Genomic DNA, 16,471 nt, shown 5'->3' with positions numbered 1-16,471 from the left:
CGTTGTAGGCCTGATAAGCGCAGCGCCATCAGGCATTGCCAGATGGCGGCGCAAGTGCCTTATCCGGCCTGTGCGTTATACGCTCGCCTCTTCTGACGGCGGGCTTTTTTTCGCCGCTCGCTTACGGGGCGCGCTCTTTTTCTTCTCGCCGCCACCGCCTGGCGCGACAATGCCCCGGAACTGACGTACCGGCGTGCGTTTAGCCTGATCGATCAACTGAAAAAGCGTGCCGACCAGCGGCTGCATAAAATCCTGATAGCGGCACTGCTTTTCACTGATTTGCGTCAGGACAGACTCCCAGTGCGCCGTCATATCCGGTCGGGCAGCCATCTCCGGTAACGAGTGAATCAGGGCTTTCCCGGCATCCGTTGAATGAATGTAACGCCCTTTCTTGGTCAGGAATCCGCGCCTGAACAGCAGTTCGATAATGCCCGCGCGCGTCGCTTCGGTTCCCAGCCCGTCGGTCGCTCGCAGGATCTTTTTCAGATCTTTATCCTGCACGAAACGGGCAATCCCGGTCATGGCGGACAGCAGCGTAGCATCGGTAAAATGGCGTGGCGGCTGGGTCTGACGCTCAACGACCTCGCCCTTTTCGCACAGCAGTTCGTCGTCTTTCGCCACCACCGGTAACGGCGTACCGTCGTTCTCTTCGTCACGCTCTTTATTGCCCAACAGCGTTCGCCATCCGGCCTCCGCCAGAAAACGCGCTTTGGCGACGAATTTCCCCTTCGCAATCTCCAGTTCAATGACGCATTTGCGAAATACCGCGTCCGGGCAGAATTGCATCAGGTACTGGCGTGCGATCAGGTTGTACACCTTCGCTTCATTGTCGCTGAGGGAAATTGATGAACTGCGCGCAGTCGGGATGATCGCGTGGTGAGCGTCAACTTTTTTATCATCCCAGCAGCGGTTTCGCGTGTCCGGGTCAACCACCGGCTGCGGCAACAAATCCGCGGCATGCACGCCAATGGCGTTCATCACCGCATGGCGTCCGGCAAAATGTTCTTCCGGCAGATAGCGGCAGTCGGAACGCGGATAGGTAATTAATTTGTGGGTTTCGTACAACTTCTGGCAGATATCAAGCACGTTCTGCGCGCTCAGGCCAAAGCGTTTCGCCGCTTCAATCTGCAACGCCGACAGCGAAAACGGCAGCGGGGCAGATTCTGATTCCCGTTTATCGTTATAGCTGGTGACGATCGCGGGCTGACCGTTAATACGATTCACCACATGCTCCGCCAGCGGGCGATGCAGCAAACGCCCCTCTTCATCCTGATACGGTTCGCACGCTTCACTGGGTTGCCAGATGGCGGTAAACCGCTCCTCAGCTGGCGTGACGATATGCGCTCTCACTTCAAAGAAATCTTTGGCGACGAAGTTCTCGATCTCTTCATCGCGGCGAACCACCAGCCCGAGAACCGGTGTCTGAACACGCCCTACCGAGAGCACGCCCTGGTAACCCGCGTTGCGCCCGAGAAGGGTATACGCGCGGGTCATGTTAATGCCGTACAGCCAGTCGGCGCGCGCACGCGCCAGCGCGGAGACGCACAGCGGCACAAATTCGCTGTTGGCGCGCAGCCGGGAAATCGCACGCTCCACCGCCTGCGGGTTAAGATCGTTGATCAGGCAACGCTGCACCTGCTGGCGTTTTTCCGGGGACAGTTGCAGATAATCCAGCACCTCGTCCACCAGCAGTTGCCCTTCGCGATCCGGGTCTCCCGCGTGAATCACTTCGCTTGCGTCATGTAAAAAGCGCTTAATGACATTGAGCTGCTTCGTCACGGAAGGTCGAGGCTGGAGCTGCCACTTTTCCGGCACAATCGGCAGATCGGCCAGATTCCAGCGCGCATAACGACCGTCATACGCGTCCGGCTGCGCCTGTTCAAGCAGATGGCCGATGCACCAGGTCACCACCTGTCCATTCCCGCATTCGATAAAGCCGTCGCCTTTGCGGTGCGGCTTTGGCAGCACATCCGCAATGGCGCGGCCCAGACTCGGCTTTTCGGCAATAAACAACCGCATCGAATTAACGGATCTCTACCATGGCGCGACCGCCACGGGCGTCAACCAGTTCACCAATCGCCGTCAGTTCAATACCAAACTCCGTCGCGGTGACTTTCACTTCCTCTACCGCTTCCGGCGTGACCGCCAGCAGCAGGCCGCCAGACGTTTGCGGATCGCACAGCAGATCACGCACCTCGCGCGGCATGTCGCCCATCAGATGGCCATAGCTGGCGAAATTACGCTCCGTCCCCCCCGGCACTGCGCCAAGTTTAATGTACTCTTCGACGCCCGGCAGTTTTGGAATGTCCTGATAGCAGATCCGCGCCTGCACGCCTGCGCCCTGGCACATTTCGCTGAGGTGCCCCAGCAGACCAAAACCGGTCACGTCGGTCATTGCTTTCACGCCGTCGATATGGGCAAACGACGCCCCCGCAATGTTCATCCGGCACATCACTTCTGTCGCCAGCCCCTGATGTTCCGGCTTGAGCAGTGATTTTTTCTCGGCGGTGGTCAACACGCCAATGCCCAGCGGCTTGGTGAGGAACAGTTTGCATCCGGCCTGCGCGGTGCTGTTTTTCTTCACGCGCTCGGTCGGCACCACGCCGGTGACAGCCAGACCGAAAATGGGCTCAGGCGCGTCGATAGAGTGCCCGCCCGCCAGCGCAATACCCGCCTGACGACAGGCAAAACGCCCGCCTTCGGTGACTTCCCGGGCAATTTCCGGCGACAGTTTGTTGATGGGCCAGCCCAGAATGGCGATCGCCATAATCGGTTTGCCGCCCATCGCGAAGATATCGCTGATGGCGTTGGTCGCCGCAATACGGCCAAAATCAAACGGATTATCGACAATCGGCATAAAGAAGTCGGTGGTGCTGATGATGCTGGTGCCATTACCCAGGTCGTATACCGCCGCGTCATCGCGGGTTTCATTGCCCACAAGCAGGTTCGGGTCGACAAACTTCGCCTGCTCGCTGTGCAGGATGGTTTCCAACACTTTAGGGGAAATTTTACAACCGCAACCGGCTCCGTGGCTGTATTGCGTTAAACGAATAGCGTGCTCGCTCATGGACATCTCCTGTCATTGCAATCGGGCTATGGTAGCGCTCATTCCATGACGTGGTAAGAGAGAGTGTCTGAATTCCGGCGTCTTTGCTCATAATCCAGACAGTTTTGCCGAATAATCGGCAGGCGCTCATCGAAAAAGCCGCCTGCCGGGGCCATGACGCTTAGAAATACGTCACGAAAGGCGTCGGGTCCGGCACGCTGATGGTCGTTGACGCTTTCAGCTGCGGCGTGCCCAGATAGAGGAAGCCTACAATTTTATCCTGTGCGCGACAGCCGAACGCCTCGCGAACCACCGGGCTTTCGGTTAACGCGCCGCTGCGCCAGATGCCGTTGAAGCCTTGCGCAATCGCCGCCATCTGCATCGCCATAACCGCACATCCTGCTGACATCTCCTGCTCCCACAGCGGCACTTTGTGGTTCTCCTCGCATTTCGCCACCACCGTGATGATCAGCGGCGCGCGAAATGGCGCGGTGCGCGCTTTCTCTATCGCTTTCTCATCGCCTTCCGCCGCAATGGCGCCCTGCTCCAGAACAGCGCTGAAGCGCTCACGCCCCTCACCTTCAATCACAAAAAAACGCCAGGGTTGCAGGGATTTGTGATCGGGTACGCGCATGCCCGCGCGCAGAATATTTTGTAACTGTTCACCCGCAGGCGCGGGTTCGGCCAGACGAGAGGCGCTACGACGGTTTACAAGTAATTCGAGTGCGTCCATTTGGTTAACTCCAGCAATGATATTTATTCACAAAATTAACACGAGAGGGGATTTAGTTACAGCACAGGCAGTGATTCCTGCTGACAAGTGCCTGCCTGGTCATTACGATACCCACATCTTATACGCTTTCTCTCTGAGTATGACGGAGATAGCGGAATGTTAATCTGGTAGGGAGAATACATGCGAACCCTGTGGCGATTTATTGCCGGATTTTTTAAGTGGACATGGCGACTGCTGAATTTCGTCCGGGAACTGGTGCTCAACCTGTTCTTCATCTTTCTGGTTCTGGTGGGCGTCGGTATCTGGATGCAGCTTAGCGATGGCAACACCAGCCAACAAACTGCACGCGGCGCGCTGCTGTTGGATATTTCCGGCGTGATCGTCGATAAACCGTCCAGCACCAACCGCCTGGGCGTCATTGGCCGACAGCTGTTTGGCGCCAGCTCTGACCGCCTGCAAGAAAACTCACTGTTTGATATCGTCAACACCATTCGTCAGGCGAAAGACGATCGCAATATCACCGGCATCGTGATGGATCTGAAAAACTTCGCGGGCGCCGATCAGCCTTCCATGCAGTACATCGGGAAAGCGCTGCGCGAATTTCGCGATAGCGGCAAGCCGGTCTTTGCCGTAGGCGACAGCTACAGTCAGGGGCAATATTACCTGGCGAGCTTCGCCAATAAAATCTGGCTTTCTCCGCAGGGTACGGTCGATCTGCACGGCTTCGCAACCAACGGCCTGTATTACAAATCCTTGCTGGATAAGCTGAAAGTCTCCACGCATGTCTTCCGCGTCGGCACTTATAAATCCGCCGTGGAACCGTTTATCCGCGATGATATGTCGCCTGCCGCGCGCGAAGCGGACAGCCGCTGGATTGGCGAGCTGTGGCAAAACTACCTGAACACCGTTGCGGCGAACCGTCAGATCCCCGCGCAGCAGGTCTTCCCTGGCGCGCAGGCTATGCTCGACGGGCTGAGCAAAGTGGATGGCGATACCGCGAAATACGCGCTCGACAACAAACTGGTGGATGCGCTGGCGTCTAACGCCGAAGTGGAAAAAGCGCTGACCAAGCAGTTTGGCTGGAGCAAAGCAGAAAACAACTATCGGGCCATCAGCTATTACGATTATTCGCTGAAAACGCCTGCGGATACCGGTGACGGTATTGGCGTCGTGTTCGCCAATGGCGCGATTATGGACGGTGAAGAGACGCCGGGCAACGTTGGCGGCGACACGACAGCGTCGCAAATCCGCGATGCGCGCCTGGACCCGAAAGTGAAAGCGATTGTGCTGCGCGTAAACAGCCCCGGCGGCAGCGTCAGCGCCTCTGAAGTCATTCGCGCCGAACTGGCCGCTGCGAAAGCCGCAGGCAAGCCGGTTGTGGTGTCGATGGGCGGAATGGCGGCATCCGGCGGTTACTGGATCTCCACCCCGGCAAGCTACATTGTGGCGAACCCGAGCACCCTGACAGGCTCAATCGGCATCTTTGGCGTTATCAACACCGTTGAGAACAGCCTGGATTCGATCGGCGTGCATACCGATGGCGTCGCCACCTCGCCGCTGGCGGACGTTTCTGTCACCAAATCGCTGCCGCCTGAAGTGCAGCAGATGATGCAGCTCAGCATTGAGAATGGCTACAAACGCTTTATCACGCTGGTTGCCGATGCGCGTAAGAGCACCCCGGCGCAGATTGATAAAATCGCGCAGGGGCATGTCTGGACCGGTCAGGATGCAAAAGCGAATGGTCTGGTAGACAGTCTGGGTGACTTTGACGACGCCATCGCCAAAGCCGCAGAGCTGGCTAAACTGAAGCAATGGCATCTTGAGTATTATCAGGATGAACCGACATTCTTCGACAGAATCATGGACAGCATGTCCGGCTCCGTGCGCGCAATGCTGCCGGAAGCCATTCAGGCGATGCTCCCGGCGCCGCTGGCGACAGCCGCCAGCGCGGTAAAAGCAGAGAGTGATAAACTGGCTGCCTTTAACGATCCACAAAACCGTTATGCGTTCTGCCTGACCTGCGCGAACGTGCGCTAAATTGCCATTGCCGGATGGCGATGCTATCGCGTCTTATCCGGCCTACGAGTTTCGCGTAATTTGTAGGCCGGATAAGGCGCAACCGCCTCCGGCAATATAAGAGACTTCACTTCGTAAGAACATTGCCATGCAGAAGAAATCGATTTACGTTGCCTATACCGGCGGTACGATTGGTATGCAGCGCTCGGAACAGGGTTACATTCCAGTATCAGGCCATCTCCAGCGCCAGCTGGCGCTGATGCCCGAATTTCACCGCCCGGAAATGCCGGACTTCACCATTCATGAATATGCCCCGCTGATGGACTCATCCGATATGACGCCGGAAGACTGGCAGCATATCGCAGAAGACATCAAAGCGCGTTACGCCGAGTATGACGGCTTTGTCATCCTCCACGGCACGGACACGATGGCGTTTACCGCCTCGGCGCTCTCCTTCATGCTGGAGAATCTGGGTAAGCCGGTAATTGTGACAGGGTCACAAATTCCGCTGGCGGAACTGCGCTCCGATGGGCAGATTAATCTGCTGAATGCCCTGTATGTCGCCGCGAATTACCCCATCAATGAGGTCACCCTCTTTTTCAATAATCGGCTGTTTCGCGGCAACCGCACGACAAAAGCGCATGCCGATGGCTTTGACGCGTTCGCCTCCCCCAACCTTCAGCCGCTGCTGGAAGCCGGAATTCATATCCGTCGCTTAGGTACGCCGCCCGCGCCGCACGGCGAAGGCGAGCTGATTGTTCACCCAATCACGCCGCAGCCTATTGGCGTCGTCACCATTTATCCGGGAATTTCTGCCGAAGTGGTGCGTAACTTCCTGCGCCAGCCGGTAAAAGCGCTGATCCTGCGTTCTTACGGCGTCGGTAACGCGCCGCAGAACAAAGAGTTCCTCAAAGAACTGGAAGATGCGAGTTCACGCGGTATCGTGGTGGTTAACCTGACGCAATGCATGTCCGGCAAGGTGAATATGGGTGGGTATGCCACCGGCAACGCGCTGGCGCATGCGGGCGTGGTCGGCGGCGCGGATATGACCGTTGAAGCAACGCTGACTAAGCTGCACTACTTGTTAAGCCAGAATCTGGATACACAGACCATTCGTACCGCGATGACGCAAAATCTGCGCGGTGAACTGACGCCAGACGAATAAGGAGCTTTTCATGACGACCCGGGCCTTACTGCTGGTTGATTTGCAGAATGATTTTTGCGCCGGCGGCGCACTGGCCGTCCCTGAAGGCGACAGCACCGTGGACGTAGCAAACCGTCTTATCGCCTGGTGTAAAGCGCGCGGCGACGCGGTGATCGCCAGCCAGGACTGGCATCCTGCCGGACACGGCAGTTTCGCCAGCCAGCATCAGGCACAGCCCTACAGCCAGGGACAACTGGACGGTTTAGCGCAAACCTTCTGGCCCGATCACTGCGTACAAAATAGCGACGGCGCGGCCCTGCATCCCCTGCTCAGGCAGAACGCCATCGACGCGGTTTTCCATAAAGGCGAGAATCCGCAGGTGGACAGCTACAGCGCCTTTTTTGATAACGGACGCCGCCAGAAAACCGCCCTGGACGCCTGGCTTCGGGAGAACGGCGTACAGACGCTGATCGTTATGGGGCTGGCGACCGATTACTGCGTGAAGTTTACCGTGCTGGATGCGCTGCAACTGGGTTATACGGTGAATGTGATTACCGACGGCTGCCGTGGTGTGAATATTCAGCCGCAGGACAGCACGCACGCCTTTATGGAGATGGCGGCCGCCGGCGCCACGCTGTATACGCTGGCTGACTGGGAAGAGACGCAGGGTTAGGTATTCTTACTGCCTGATGGCGCTTCGCTTATCAGGCCTACAAAGCGATGACCAGTAGGCCTGATAAGCGAAGCGCCATCAGGCTACCAACAAAAAAGCGCTACATTACAGTTTCAGCGTCGCAATCGATTTTGGCGCAATGCCAAAATCCTCTTTCAACTGCTGCTTACTTTTCATCACCATCTGACCGTTGGTATCAATGGTCATATGCTGCGCGTCGGTATTGTGCCGCGCCTGCCAGAGCATCACCAGTTGCATGCTGTTCTCTTTTTGCTCCGGCGTCAGCGCAACGCCGTCCGGCCATTTTCCCAGCTCAACGGCGGTAGATAAGCGCTGATAAACTTCCGGCGTCATGCTGTCGATCATCTCATCAAGATTCATGATAAGTCCGCTCCTGTGGAATAATTTGCTGAATCGTTTTTTCAGCCCTTAGTTTGTTCGCCGTTTTCATCATCGGTGAAGCTTAATGAGGCCGAATTGACGCAATAACGCTCACCCGTCGGCTGTGGGCCATCCGAAAAGACATGTCCCAGGTGCGCATCACAGTTGCCGCAGCGAATTTCTATACGCTGCATCCCGTGGGAAAAGTCCTTAATGTAACGGATAGATTCTTCACTGACCGGCTCGTAAAAGCTCGGCCAGCCGCAGCCGGAATCATACTTGGTTTGGGAATGAAACAGCGGCGCGTCGCAGACCAGACAGTGGTAGACGCCATCACGCTTATTATGCAGCAAACGCCCGGTAAATGGCGGTTCCGTACCGTGATTCTGCGTCACGTAGAATTGCATTTCGGACAACTTTTTTTTCAGATCTTCCGCAGAGGGTTGATTAGCCATTTGCTCACATCTCGCTTTAGCCATACTCACATTGCGTGACCGATTCTAACAAAACATTAACACCCCAGTGTGAACTTTTGTTCTAAACTTGATCCTTGCGAAATGGCAGCTTATGAATCGTGATCGGAATCACGTTTTTATCTCAGTTGCCCTTTAAAATTCGGGGCGCCGCCCCCATGTGGTTTCAAGCCGAAAGGAAGAGTGAGGCGAGTCAGCCGTGCAAAGCTTGTACAGAGGATTGATTTGTCGCAATGATTGACACGATTCCGCTTGACGCTGCGTAAGGTTTTTGTAATTTTACAGGCAACCTTTTATTCACTAACAAATAGCTGGTGGAATATATGACTATCAAAGTAGGTATCAACGGTTTTGGCCGTATCGGTCGCATTGTTTTCCGTGCTGCTCAGAAACGTTCTGACATTGAGATTGTTGCAATCAACGATCTGTTAGACGCTGAATACATGGCTTACATGCTGAAATATGACTCCACTCACGGTCGTTTCGATGGCACCGTTGAAGTGAAAGACGGTCATCTGATCGTTAACGGTAAAAAAATCCGTGTTACCGCTGAACGTGATCCGGCTAACCTGAAATGGGACGAAGTTGGTGTTGACGTAGTTGCTGAAGCTACCGGTATCTTCCTGACTGACGAAACCGCACGTAAGCACATCACTGCTGGCGCGAAAAAAGTGGTTCTGACAGGTCCGTCCAAAGACAACACTCCGATGTTTGTTAAAGGCGCTAACTTTGACAAATACGAAGGCCAGGACATCGTTTCCAACGCATCCTGCACCACTAACTGCCTGGCGCCGCTGGCTAAAGTTATCAACGACAACTTCGGCATCATCGAAGGTCTGATGACCACCGTTCACGCGACCACCGCTACTCAGAAAACCGTTGACGGTCCGTCTCACAAAGACTGGCGCGGCGGCCGTGGCGCGGCTCAGAACATCATCCCGTCCTCTACCGGTGCTGCTAAAGCGGTAGGTAAAGTGCTGCCGGAACTGAACGGCAAACTGACTGGTATGGCGTTCCGCGTTCCGACTCCGAACGTATCCGTTGTTGACCTGACCGTTCGTCTGGAAAAAGCGGCTTCTTACGAAGACATTAAGAAAGCGATCAAAGCTGCTTCCGAAGGCCCGATGAAAGGCGTTCTGGGTTACACCGAAGACGACGTAGTATCTACCGATTTCAACGGCGAAGTGTGCACTTCCGTGTTCGATGCTAAAGCAGGTATCGCGCTGAACGACAACTTCGTGAAACTGGTCTCCTGGTACGACAACGAAACCGGCTACTCCAACAAAGTTCTGGATCTGATTGCTCACATCTCCAAATAAGTTGAGATGAGAAATTGATCCCAAAAGGCGACCTCCGGTCGCCTTTTTTTATGGCTAAGAGTTTTCAACTCCAAGGATTGCATCATGATTAACACAATTTTCGCTCTCCCGGTCATCGAACAAATTACCCCTGTCCTCTCCCGCCGCCAGCTCGACGAGCTTGACGTGATCGTCGTCGATCACCCGCAAGTTAAGGCGTCTTTTGCACTCCAGGGCGCACATTTGCTCTCCTGGAAACCAGCAGGCGCCGAAGAAGTGCTGTGGCTGAGCAACAACACGCCGTTTAAAACAGGCGTTGCGCTGCGTGGCGGCGTACCGATCTGCTGGCCGTGGTTTGGCCCCTCTGCGCAGCAGGGTCTGCCGTCTCACGGCTTTGCCCGTAACCTGCCGTGGGCGCTGAAAGCCCACAACGAAGACGACAACGGCGCGGTACTGACATTTGAGCTACAGAGCAGCGAGGCGACTCGCCAGTACTGGCCGCACGATTTCACCCTGCTTGCGCGCTTCAAAGTGGGTAAAACCTGTGAGATCGAACTGGAGGCCCACGGCGAATTCGAAACCACGTCTGCCCTGCACACCTACTTTAACGTCGGCGATATCGCCGCAGTTAAGGTCAGCGGCCTTGGCGACCGTTTCATTGATAAAGTGAACGACGCCAAAGAAGATGTGCTGGCAGACGGCGTCCAGACGTTCCCGGATCGTACTGACCGCGTTTACCTGAACCCGGAAGCCTGTAGCGTTATCCATGATGATGCGCTGAACCGCAACATTGACGTCATCCACCATCACAACATTAACGTTGTGGGATGGAACCCTGGCCCGGCACTCGCCGCCAGCATGGGCGACATGCCGGATGATGGCTACAAAACCTTTGTCTGTGTGGAAACGGCTTACGCCACCGCGCCGCAAAAAGCCAGCGAAGAAAAACCGTCTCGCCTGGTGCAAACAATTCGCGTCGCAAAACGTTAAGGGTTGACTGATGCCGGATGACGATGCTGACGCATCTTATCCGGCCTGCAACCTGTCGGCGCCGCCGTCTGCATACATCTCTGCGCTGGCATTCTCACCCATGTACCACGTCCTGTCATCGCATCCTCCCCATCAATGCACCACCGCAAAGCAAAACAGAGCGCAAGCGCCCTGTTTTGATGCACGAATTGCACTGTAAAAATGCACAATCAGAACTTATAGGTGATCCCGGTTGAGATCAGGCCGGTCCAGGATTTATCAACCATCGGGCTGTCGGTCACTTCATCCGACAAACGGGTATAACGCGCTGTACCGTAAACGCTCCAGTCCCCGAGGAAGTTGTAGTTAGCGCTGATTTCCAGGTACGGGTTCCAGCCGCTTTCTGGATCGTAGCTACGCAGGCCGCTGCGCGAGGACTCTTTGCGCGAAACGCCATAGTAGTATTCGTTCTGGTTTTCGCTGTTCCACTGCACGCCAATACCCGGCGTCAGCGTCAGCGCGCCATTGGTATAGCGGTACAACCAGGCCAGATCCCACACGATGCCGTTGCTGTTATCCAGCGTATCGCCCGCCAGCGTGGTGCGCAGGAAACCGTATTCGGTATTGTGGATGTAAGACAGGCCCGCCATCATGGTGCTCTTACGCTTGTCGAGTTCGCGCAGTCGGCGATCGTCGCTGTCACCCGGCTTAAAGTACAGCGGAGACCAGTACGCGGTAATCGACAATTTATCCGCTTTGTCGTTCCACAGGTAGTATCCGCCGCCCAGGCCCCGGAACCAGAAGTTATCACTTTCATAGTTGATAACCGGCACCGGATACACATCAGCATCGTAATCTTTGTAAGGATGTTCAACCACACCAACGCCAGCGCCCAGCGTCAAGTCGTTTTCAGCTTGCGCTACGCCAGCTGATGTGGCGATAAGCACGCCAAATGCCAGAAGTTTGAGTTTGGTCACAATCCATATTCCTTATTCAAATGTTTAGCGCCAAAAGTGTAACTGCCAATACGTTTCAACCCAACTATTTTACTTATTCGTTTCACTCTCTGTAACCGGTTAATTTCTCAATAGTGGATGACAGTTTGCTTGCAGTCGGATGAACGCGGGATGACTTTCATCTCTTTTCTTTACATAACCATGCACTTTTAGCGGATGAGTTATTGATATGCCATTGAAATTCATTTATGCGCACAGGCAAGTTTTGCAAATGCCATCTACGCTTAATTTTAAGAAGGTGTATCACCGGGCACGTTGATCTCTTGCTCAGCGTTGTGGCATGAGAGTTGCTGTTTAATCAGTAGAGACGTCGTTCAGTTACCTCTTCCGGGAGCCTCTACTATTCATATGAACGGCTCTTACCATGTGCTAAAAAACGAAAGGACGGCATACCATGAATATATTCGATCACTATCGCCAGCGCTATGAAGCTGCCAAGGACGAAGAGTTCACACTGCAGGAGTTTCTTACCACTTGTCGGCAAGATCGCAGTGCTTATGCCAACGCGGCAGAGCGGCTACTGATGGCTATTGGTGAGCCTGTCATGGTCGATACTGCCCAGGAACCTCGACTTTCTCGACTCTTTTCGAACCGGGTCATCGCTCGCTATCCCGCATTCGAAGAGTTTTACGGCATGGAAGACGCGATTGAACAGATTGTCTCTTATCTGAAACACGCGGCTCAGGGGCTGGAAGAGAAGAAACAGATCCTGTATCTGTTGGGGCCTGTAGGGGGCGGTAAATCGTCGCTGGCCGAGCGACTGAAATCTTTGATGCAGCATGTGCCTATTTATGTTCTGAGCGCCAACGGTGAGCGTAGTCCGGTAAACGATCACCCGTTATGCCTGTTTAATCCGCAGGAGGACGCGCAGATTCTGGAAAAAGAGTACGGCATTCCGCGCCGCTATCTCGGCACCATTATGTCGCCGTGGGCCGCGAAACGTCTGCATGAGTTCGGCGGGGATATTACCAAATTCCGCGTCATCAAAGTCTGGCCGTCCATTCTGGAACAGATTGCTATCGCCAAAACAGAACCCGGCGATGAAAACAACCAGGATATTTCCGCGCTGGTCGGCAAGGTGGATATTCGTAAACTCGAACACCACGCGCAAAACGACCCGGATGCCTATGGCTATTCCGGCGCGCTGTGCCGCGCTAACCAGGGGATCATGGAGTTCGTCGAGATGTTTAAAGCACCGATTAAAGTGCTGCATCCTCTGCTGACCGCCACTCAGGAAGGTAACTATAACGGGACGGAAGGTATCTCCGCCCTGCCGTTTAACGGTATTATTCTTGCCCACTCGAACGAATCCGAATGGGTGACTTTCCGCAACAACAAAAATAACGAAGCCTTCCTCGACCGTGTTTACATTGTGAAGGTGCCGTATTGCTTACGCATTTCCGAAGAGATCAAAATCTACGAGAAACTGCTGAATCACAGTGAGCTGACTCATGCGCCATGCGCGCCGGGTACGCTGGAAACCCTGTCGCGCTTCTCGATTCTTTCTCGTCTGAAAGAGCCGGAAAACTCGAGCATCTACTCGAAAATGCGCGTCTATGATGGCGAAAGCCTGAAAGATACCGACCCGAAAGCGAAGTCCTATCAGGAATACCGGGATTACGCCGGCGTCGATGAAGGGATGAACGGTCTGTCCACGCGTTTCGCGTTTAAGATCCTCTCCCGCGTGTTTAACTTTGACCATGCCGAAGTGGCCGCCAACCCGGTGCATCTGTTCTACGTACTGGAGCAGCAAATCGAGCGCGAACAGTTCCCGCAGGAGCTGGCTGAACGCTATCTGGAGTTCCTGAAGGGTTATCTGATCCCGAAATACGCCGAGTTTATTGGCAAAGAGATCCAGACCGCCTATCTGGAATCCTATTCCGAGTACGGACAGAACATTTTTGATCGTTATGTCACCTATGCGGATTTCTGGATTCAGGATCAGGAATACCGCGACCCGGATACCGGCCAGCTCTTTGACCGCGAGTCACTGAACGCTGAACTGGAGAAAATCGAAAAACCGGCGGGCATCAGCAACCCGAAAGATTTCCGTAACGAGATCGTCAACTTCGTTCTGCGTGCCAGAGCGAATAACAGCGGTCGCAATCCAAACTGGACCAGTTACGAAAAACTGCGCACGGTTATTGAGAAGAAAATGTTCTCGAATACCGAGGAGCTGCTGCCGGTGATTTCGTTTAACGCGAAAACCTCAACCGACGAGCAGAAAAAACACGACGATTTTGTCGACCGCATGATGGAGAAAGGTTATACCCGTAAGCAGGTTCGCCTGCTGTGCGAATGGTATCTGCGCGTACGGAAATCGTCTTAACAGCATAAATGGCCCGGAAAATTTTATCCGTTTACCGGGCCAACAATTCTTTTGTACGCGAAACCATTCAAGAGGTATCAAGGCGGCAAATGAGTGAATCCCCAGGAGCGTACATAAGTACGTGACTGGGGTGAGCGAATACAGCCAACGCAGAGACAACTTGAAGGATGAAGCGTAAGTTGGCAAATGCAGTACGGGGGGCTTATGACCTGGTTTATTGACCGGCGTCTTAACGGTAAAAACAAGAGCATGGTGAACCGCCAGCGCTTCTTACGCCGTTATAAAGCGCAAATTAAACAGTCGATCTCCGAGGCCATTAATAAACGTTCGGTGACCGATGTAGAGAGCGGCGAGTCCGTCTCAATCCCGACAGATGACATCAGCGAACCGATGTTTCATCAGGGACGGGGCGGCTTGCGCCATCGCGTACACCCCGGCAACGATCATTTCGTACAGAACGATCGCATTGAGCGTCCACAAGGTGGCGGCGGTGGTTCCGGGAGTGGGCAAGGCCAGGCCAGTCAGGATGGTGAGGGTCAGGATGAATTCGTCTTTCAGATTTCCAAAGATGAGTATCTGGATCTGCTCTTTGAAGATTTAGCGCTGCCTAACCTGAAAAAAAATCAGCAACGGCAGCTTACTGAGTATAAAACCCACCGCGCGGGTTTTACCTCCAACGGCGTTCCGGCCAACATCAGCGTGGTGCGTTCCCTGCAAAACTCTCTGGCGCGCCGCACGGCGATGACTGCGGGTAAACGTCGGGAGCTGCGCGCGCTTGAGGACGACCTGGACATCATCACCAAAAGCGAACCCGCGCAGTTGCTGGAAGAGGAGCGGCTACGTAAAGAGATTGCTGAACTGCGGGCAAAAATCGACCGTGTCCCCTTTATCGACACCTTTGATTTACGCTACAAAAATTATGAAAAGCGCCCTGACCCTTCCAGCCAGGCCGTGATGTTCTGCCTGATGGACGTATCCGGCTCGATGGATCAGGCCACCAAAGATATGGCCAAACGTTTTTATATCCTGCTCTACCTGTTCCTCAGCCGAACCTATAAGAACGTTGAAGTGGTCTATATCCGCCACCATACGCAGGCAAAAGAGGTGGATGAGCATGAGTTCTTCTACTCCCAGGAAACCGGGGGCACTATCGTCTCCAGCGCCCTGAAATTGATGGATGAGGTAGTGAAAGATCGCTACGACCCGGCGCAGTGGAATATCTACGCGGCGCAGGCTTCGGATGGCGATAACTGGGCAGATGACTCTCCGCTGTGTCATGAGATTCTGGCGAAAAAACTGCTGCCGGTGGTGCGCTATTACAGCTATATCGAAATCACCCGCCGCGCCCACCAGACCTTATGGCGCGAATATGAGCATCTGCAATCGACTTTTGATAACTTTGCGATGCAGCATATCCGCGACCAGGATGATATCTATCCGGTCTTCCGTGAACTGTTCCAGAAACAAAGTACGACAAGTAAAGACTAGAAATCAGTCCGTCAGGTCAGTAAAAAGCCAGAACCGTGTTCTGGCTTTTCTTTATTTCCCCTTAACCGAACAGCAGGCAATGTAATTCAACTGATGGCGTTGTGATTTAAAGAAGCGAAACATCTTGATAAAACGGCTGCGATTGTCACGGATGCACAGCCCGTTATAAACAATTTTAAGCGCCCCTTTCAGCCCTTCATCGCGAATCAACCCTCGCGGAGACATCAGCGACATTTCACCGTTCTGCTGTAAAACCTGCTCAAACCCGGAATCCAGCAACAGATCGCGCCAGCCTTGTTTGGTCATCGGGCTTACATTCGATTTCACCACATGCTGAAGCTGGTTCTGCTCACCTTCCGCCAGCTTCTGGCTGGTCAGCATAATATCGTGCGTTAAGAGACGGCCACCCGGCTTCAGAACCCGATAATATTCACCGATCAGCTTTGCTTTCGCTTTGTCGGCATACATGGTGAGCATGGCCTCGTTAATCACGACATCGAAACTGTTATCGGCAAAGGGTAAGCTGTTGGCATTGGCGGCCATGACATGGATGTGATTTTCCAGCCCGTGCGCCGCGACATTGTTCCGCGCGTTTGCCAGCGCGTTTTTATCCATATCGATGGCGTAGACCGAACAACCAAAACGTTGCACCAACTCAATGGCGGTCGTCGCCATATTGCATGCCACTTCCAGCACCTGGCTGCCCGGCGTCAGCTGAGACTGGCTGAACAGCCACTCCGTCGCCTCAATGCCGCCCGGACGCAGACGGGTTTTGCCCAGGCTTGCTAAAAATGTATGGCCCGCTTTTTCATTCGCACTCATCGCGCACCTCCTTCCTGATAAGTTGCATTATAAATACAACATTAAGAGAAAAAGGGGAAGTATGAGAATGATTTTTATTTCAT

14 protein-coding genes are annotated in these 16,471 nt (G+C 54.2%); 7 read left to right on the top strand and 7 right to left on the bottom strand.

Annotated features, from left to right (window positions below; all coding sequences use genetic code 11):
- Positions 1-75 precede the first annotated feature (75 nt).
- The 3 genes from topB to OGY62_RS13610 all read right to left on the bottom strand — a co-directional run bounded on the left by topB (position 76) and on the right by OGY62_RS13610 (position 3,779).
- A complete protein-coding gene (gene topB, locus OGY62_RS13620) occupies positions 76-2,019 on the bottom strand; it encodes a DNA topoisomerase III (protein ID WP_286460091.1) in 1,944 nt (647 codons plus the stop codon).
- Between the two features lie 4 nt (positions 2,020-2,023).
- A complete protein-coding gene (gene selD, locus OGY62_RS13615) occupies positions 2,024-3,067 on the bottom strand; it encodes a selenide, water dikinase SelD (RefSeq protein ID WP_286460089.1) in 1,044 nt (347 codons plus the stop codon).
- A gap of 160 nt (positions 3,068-3,227) precedes the next feature.
- Positions 3,228-3,779, bottom strand: a complete 552-nt coding sequence (locus tag OGY62_RS13610) for an NAD(P)H nitroreductase (RefSeq protein WP_012132658.1) — start codon at positions 3,777-3,779, stop codon at positions 3,228-3,230.
- Between the two features lie 180 nt (positions 3,780-3,959).
- On the opposite strand from OGY62_RS13610, the gene sppA reads away from it, so the two are divergent.
- From sppA to pncA, 3 genes are all read left to right on the top strand, one after another.
- Positions 3,960-5,816, top strand: coding sequence for a signal peptide peptidase SppA (gene sppA / locus OGY62_RS13605; protein WP_012132659.1), 1,857 nt, complete (start codon positions 3,960-3,962; stop codon positions 5,814-5,816).
- 127 nt (positions 5,817-5,943) lie between these two features.
- Positions 5,944-6,960, top strand: coding sequence for an asparaginase (gene ansA, locus OGY62_RS13600; protein WP_286460087.1), 1,017 nt, complete (start codon positions 5,944-5,946; stop codon positions 6,958-6,960).
- A gap of 10 nt (positions 6,961-6,970) precedes the next feature.
- Entirely contained in the window at positions 6,971-7,612 is a 642-nt protein-coding gene (gene pncA / locus OGY62_RS13595) for a bifunctional nicotinamidase/pyrazinamidase (protein WP_058669021.1), read from the top strand.
- A 105-nt stretch (positions 7,613-7,717) separates the two neighbouring features.
- Here pncA and OGY62_RS13590 read toward each other — a convergent pair whose 3' ends face one another.
- Together OGY62_RS13590 and msrB are read right to left on the bottom strand one after the other, a co-directional pair.
- A complete protein-coding gene (locus OGY62_RS13590) occupies positions 7,718-7,993 on the bottom strand; it encodes a YeaC family protein (RefSeq protein WP_012132664.1) in 276 nt (91 codons plus the stop codon).
- Between the two features lie 41 nt (positions 7,994-8,034).
- Positions 8,035-8,448: a peptide-methionine (R)-S-oxide reductase MsrB gene (msrB, locus tag OGY62_RS13585; RefSeq protein WP_047457431.1), complete on the bottom strand. Its 414-nt coding sequence runs from the start codon at positions 8,446-8,448 to the stop codon at positions 8,035-8,037.
- Positions 8,449-8,789: 341 nt separating this feature from the next.
- On the opposite strand from msrB, the gene gapA reads away from it, so the two are divergent.
- Together gapA and OGY62_RS13575 are read left to right on the top strand one after the other, a co-directional pair.
- Positions 8,790-9,785, top strand: coding sequence for a glyceraldehyde-3-phosphate dehydrogenase (gene gapA / locus OGY62_RS13580; RefSeq protein ID WP_012132666.1), 996 nt, complete (start codon positions 8,790-8,792; stop codon positions 9,783-9,785).
- A gap of 84 nt (positions 9,786-9,869) precedes the next feature.
- On the top strand, positions 9,870-10,754 hold the full coding sequence (locus OGY62_RS13575) for a D-hexose-6-phosphate mutarotase (RefSeq protein ID WP_047457434.1): 885 nt from the start codon (positions 9,870-9,872) through the stop codon (positions 10,752-10,754).
- Positions 10,755-10,963: 209 nt separating this feature from the next.
- Here OGY62_RS13575 and OGY62_RS13570 read toward each other — a convergent pair whose 3' ends face one another.
- Positions 10,964-11,710: a MipA/OmpV family protein gene (locus OGY62_RS13570; RefSeq protein ID WP_012132670.1), complete on the bottom strand. Its 747-nt coding sequence runs from the start codon at positions 11,708-11,710 to the stop codon at positions 10,964-10,966.
- Positions 11,711-12,143: 433 nt separating this feature from the next.
- Between OGY62_RS13570 and yeaG the strand changes: the two genes are divergently transcribed.
- Both yeaG and OGY62_RS13560 read left to right on the top strand, forming a co-directional pair.
- A complete protein-coding gene (yeaG, locus tag OGY62_RS13565) occupies positions 12,144-14,078 on the top strand; it encodes a protein kinase YeaG (RefSeq protein WP_012132672.1) in 1,935 nt (644 codons plus the stop codon).
- A gap of 204 nt (positions 14,079-14,282) precedes the next feature.
- Positions 14,283-15,566 (top strand): YeaH/YhbH family protein, encoded by a 1,284-nt coding sequence (locus tag OGY62_RS13560; RefSeq protein WP_058669020.1) that lies wholly within the window; start codon positions 14,283-14,285, stop codon positions 15,564-15,566.
- A gap of 51 nt (positions 15,567-15,617) precedes the next feature.
- Here the strand turns inward: OGY62_RS13560 and OGY62_RS13555 are convergent, their stop codons facing one another.
- Positions 15,618-16,388: a class I SAM-dependent methyltransferase gene (locus OGY62_RS13555; protein ID WP_049008788.1), complete on the bottom strand. Its 771-nt coding sequence runs from the start codon at positions 16,386-16,388 to the stop codon at positions 15,618-15,620.
- Positions 16,389-16,471 lie beyond the last annotated feature (83 nt).

Source organism: Citrobacter sp. CK198 (genome assembly GCF_030333295.1).
GTDB lineage: Bacteria > Pseudomonadota > Gammaproteobacteria > Enterobacterales > Enterobacteriaceae > Citrobacter_B > Citrobacter_B koseri.
The sequence above is the reverse complement of the archived record's forward strand: the minus strand, read 5'-3'. Positions and strand labels throughout refer to the sequence as shown.